Source organism: Muricoccus vinaceus (assembly GCF_042433125.1).
Taxonomy (GTDB): Bacteria; Pseudomonadota; Alphaproteobacteria; order Acetobacterales; family Acetobacteraceae; genus Roseomonas; species Roseomonas vinacea.
On sequence record NZ_JBHLVZ010000122.1, the window covers coordinates 1 to 759 of the forward strand.

Below are 759 nucleotides of genomic sequence, written 5' to 3' on the forward strand. Positions count from 1 at the left end.
TTGGAGCGGAGCGTTTCGGACTGCTGGGCGAGCTCGCCCGAGGCGGCGCGGAGCTGGGTGGCGGCGGCGCCGGTGCGCTCGGCGCCCTCGGTCACGCCGGCGCTGTGGCGGGACACGTCCTGGGTGCCGCTCGCGGCCTCGGCCACGGCGCGACCGATCTCCTGGGTGGCCGCGCTCTGCTGCTCGGCCGCCGCCGCCACCTGGGCGGTGATGCCGCCCATCTCCTCGATGGTGCGCACGATGCCGCCGATCGCCTCCACCGCGCGCCCGGTCTCGCCCTGCATGGCCGCGATCTGGGCGCCGATCTGCTCGGTGGCGTGCGCGGTCTGGGCCGCCAGCGTCTTGACCTCGCTCGCCACCACCGCGAAGCCACGACCCGCCTCCCCCGCGCGCGCCGCCTCGATGGTGGCGTTCAGCGCCAAAAGGTTGGTCTGACCGGCAATGTCGCTGATCAGGCGCACCACGTCGCCGATGCCGCGCGCGGCCTCCGACAGGCGCTGCACGGCACCGTCCGTCGCCCGCGCGTCCCCGGCCGCCCGCCGCGCCACCTCCGCCGAGCTGCCCACCTGGCGCGACACCTCGGCGATCGAGGCCGCCAGCTCCTCGGCCGAGGCCGCCACCGTCTGCACGTTGGCGCTCGCCTGCTCGGAGGCCGCCGCCACCGACACCGCGCGCTCCACCCCCGCCTGCGCCGTGCCGGCCAGCTCGCCCGCCGTCGCGTCCAGCTCCACCGCCGCCGAGGCCACGCCACGCAGCACC

1 protein-coding gene is annotated in these 759 nt (G+C 77.2%); it reads right to left on the bottom strand.

From position 1 onward, the window contains the following. Nucleotides 1-759, bottom strand: a 759-nt coding sequence (locus tag ACFFIC_RS29885; protein WP_377057267.1) for a methyl-accepting chemotaxis protein, incomplete at both ends; no start/stop codon positions are given.